Origin of the sequence: Geitlerinema sp. PCC 9228 (assembly GCF_001870905.1) — a bacterium.
In the GTDB taxonomy this organism is placed as follows: Bacteria; Cyanobacteriota; Cyanobacteriia; order Cyanobacteriales; family PCC-9228; genus PCC-9228.
The window spans coordinates 1-3,056 of sequence record NZ_LNDC01000114.1; the positions used below are offsets into that span (position 1 = coordinate 1).

At 49.0% G+C, this 3,056-nt stretch carries 3 protein-coding genes and 1 pseudogene; 1 reads left to right on the forward strand and 3 read right to left on the reverse strand.

Features of this window, described 5'->3' with window-relative positions; all coding sequences use genetic code 11:
* Together AS151_RS12630 and hemB are read right to left on the reverse strand one after the other, a co-directional pair.
* Positions 1–198: cupin domain-containing protein (locus AS151_RS12630; RefSeq protein ID WP_139240642.1), on the reverse strand; the 198-nt coding region annotated here is incomplete at its 3' end.
* A gap of 210 nt (positions 199–408) precedes the next feature.
* On the reverse strand, positions 409–1,437 hold the full coding sequence (gene hemB / locus AS151_RS12635) for a porphobilinogen synthase (RefSeq protein ID WP_071517424.1): 1,029 nt from the start codon (positions 1,435–1,437) through the stop codon (positions 409–411).
* 60 nt (positions 1,438–1,497) lie between these two features.
* On the opposite strand from hemB, the gene AS151_RS12640 reads away from it, so the two are divergent.
* Positions 1,498–2,712 carry an FAD/NAD(P)-binding protein gene (locus tag AS151_RS12640; RefSeq protein ID WP_071517425.1) on the forward strand — a complete coding sequence of 405 codons (1,215 nt, stop codon included), beginning with the start codon at positions 1,498–1,500 and terminating at the stop codon, positions 2,710–2,712.
* A 163-nt stretch (positions 2,713–2,875) separates the two neighbouring features.
* On the opposite strand, the pseudogene AS151_RS12645 reads toward AS151_RS12640, so the two are convergent.
* Positions 2,876–3,056, reverse strand: a pseudogene (locus tag AS151_RS12645) (hypothetical protein); the annotation flags it as partial.

Below are 3,056 nucleotides of genomic sequence, written 5' to 3' on the forward strand. Positions count from 1 at the left end.
GATATCGGATTGATTTTTGTGAAAGCGATCGATGGGACGATCGTCGGTTAACATATAATAAATTGAAGTAAGCACGGCACGTTCCTTGCCTTCGCGGTTCGTGCCCATCGATGTTGGGGAACGATAATTTTCTACAAAATAACCGCCTTCCAAATGTTCGAGGAGGGAAAGACGTTCCATCCAGTCAAATTTATTCATAGAGCTAATACCATTTCCTTAATAATCTGCAAGAGATAATAGAGGCATTTTTGTAGCGGCGCAACGCGTGAGCGCCCCTACCAGGGCAATTGGCCAATTCCATACAATCGTTATTTTTCAGAAATGGTATTACAAGCCGGGATGGAAGGAAGAGCCGATATTCTCGCTCACCCAGAGACGGTCTTACAGTTCATTTTGCGAAAGGCTAGATTAATCAGCAACTGATAACCAACCCGCAGCCGATTTCGCAAAATAAGTCACAATCAAATCCGCCCCAGCCCGTTTCATACTGGTCAAACTCTCCAAAACAACATTTTTCTCATCAATCCAACCTTGTTGGGCGGCAGCTTTAATCATGGCATACTCACCACTCACGTTATAAGCCGTGACAAGAAGTTGGGTTTTTTGTTTAATGCGGTGGATTATATCCAGATAAGCCAATGCTGGTTTCACCATAACGAGATCGGCCCCTTCCCCAATGTCGAGGGCGACTTCTTTTAAGGCTTCTCTGCCGTTGGCCGCATCCATCTGATAAGTCTTTTTATCTCCAAATTGGGGACTAGAATTTAAGGCATCTCGAAAAGGCCCATAGTAGGCAGAAGCATATTTCGCAGAATAGGCAAGAATCGCCACATTAATCCAGCCTTCTGCATCTAAGGCTTGGCGAATTGCCCCAACGCGACCATCCATCATGTCTGAAGGGGCTACCCAATCCGCCCCGGCTTCGGCTTGGGTGAGGGCTTGTTTGACCAATACGGCAACGGTTTCGTCGTTGAGAATGTTACCGTCTCGCACAATACCATCATGGCCTTGAGAACTATAAGGATCGAGGGCTACGTCGGTGATGAGCAAAAGGTGAGGATATTGCTGTTTGATGGCGCGGATGGTGCGGGGAATCAACCCATTGGGATTATAGCTTTCTGTGCCTTCATTATCTTTCTGGTGGGCGGGAATTTTCGGGAAAAGGGCGATACTGCCAATCCCTAAACGGGACAGTTCGTGAATTTCTTCGAGCAAAGTGTCGAGGGAGAAGCGATAACAACCGGGCATGGAGGGGATTTCTTCTTTTTGCCCTTCTCCTTCCATGACGAAGAGGGGATAGATGAGGTCATCTACGGTTAAAACGGTTTCGCGTACCATCCGTCTGTGGGTTGCGGTGCGACGCAGACGACGGGGACGTTGTGGGTTATTGGGCATTGGGGTTAGGGGGTCTGAAGAATCGGGAGATTGAGTGACCATGAATGACTTTGTTATGATAATGATTATCATTCTATTTACAAGGTTTTGATTCTGTCAATGATGACTGCATCCTCTCTCCCTAAACACCTCGATCTCGCTATTGTGGGTTCTGGGCCGCAAGCCTTAACCCTTGTGACTCATCTGTTCCAGAAACGGGCTAAATTGCGCCATCGTTTGCGGGTATTCGACGCAAGCGGAACATGGTTGCGTCGGTGGCAATGGCAAATGCAGGCTCAAGAGATCGAACATTTGCGATCGCCCGCCGTCCATCATCCCCACCCCAATCCCTACGCTTTACGGGGGTTTGCTGAAAACCGTCCCCAAGAGTTATTTCCCCCTTACGATTTGCCTGGGACGAACTTATTTAATGATTTTTGTGGGGAAGTCATACAGCGTTGGAATTTGGCCCCTTGTGTCTATCCGGGGCAAGTGTGCCGTATTATTCCCGTGCAACCTCGGCGGCCTCGCTTCCAGCTTGTTTTGCAGGATGGTCAATCTTGTTTGGCCCGTCGTGTGGTTTTGGCGACGGGGGGAGGTGTGCCTCGGTTTCCTGACTGGGTGCAATCCCTACAGGGAGGGTATCCCCCAGACCGACTGGTGCATGGGACTAGGGTGGATTTATCCCAGGCTAATGTACAACCAGGAGAACGGATTTTGATTGTTGGGGGTGGGTTGAGTAGCGGTCATTTGGCTTTGGGGGTGGCCAGACGGGGGGCGATCGCGACTTTATTGATTCGGCGATCGCTGCAAGAAAAATTATTTGATGCCGATCCCGGTTGGTTGGGGCCTAAATATCTCAAATCCTTTCAGGCCGAGTTAGACGAGTTTTCCAGGTGGCAACAAATTCAAGACGCTCGAAATGGGGGGTCAATGACTCCTGAAGTCGCCTTTCAACTGCGACGGGCAGCCCGTCGGGGACAAGTTTTGCTTAATGAATATTGTCAGATTGTTCACGCCCAATGGCAAGAGAAACAATGGCTGGTGAAATGTAGTGATGGGTCACACTTGCAAGCCGATCGGATTTGGTGTGCAACGGGGACGACTTTAGATATTAGCCAAAATCCCTTAATGGCGGATGTTCTCGCCACCTATCCCACAAAAATTATTCAGGGTTTACCCGTCCTCGATACTCATTTACGACTTCCGGGAAGTCAACTGTTTCTCATGGGAGGGTATGCGGCCCTACAAGTGGGGCCAGTGGCACCGAATTTAGCAGGGGGGCGATTAGCTTGCGATCGCATTGTTCCTGCAATTGTTAAACCCAGTATCGCTTAACCCCACACCCGATGTTCTAACGAGGGCATTGCGTACCGATATGGGGAGATGGGGAGATTAGGAGATTAGGAAATTATGGAAATGCAATTTATCTTTGTCTCCCATACCCCCATGCTTCCATGTCCCTATGCCCTCTTCTTCCATTCTCCCCAATATTAACGCCTCACGGTGCCATGATATCCTCAACCGAAACGCGCGTATGCCGCAAACAAGCATCCAGCTGTGCCCACAAATCGGGAAACCAGAAATTAAATTTTTCGGCTTGGCCAATTTCCATATCGCGATAGTCAAAACCAGGGGCAACAGCTTCTCCCAACAAACCAAACTCACCGGTTTCTAATACA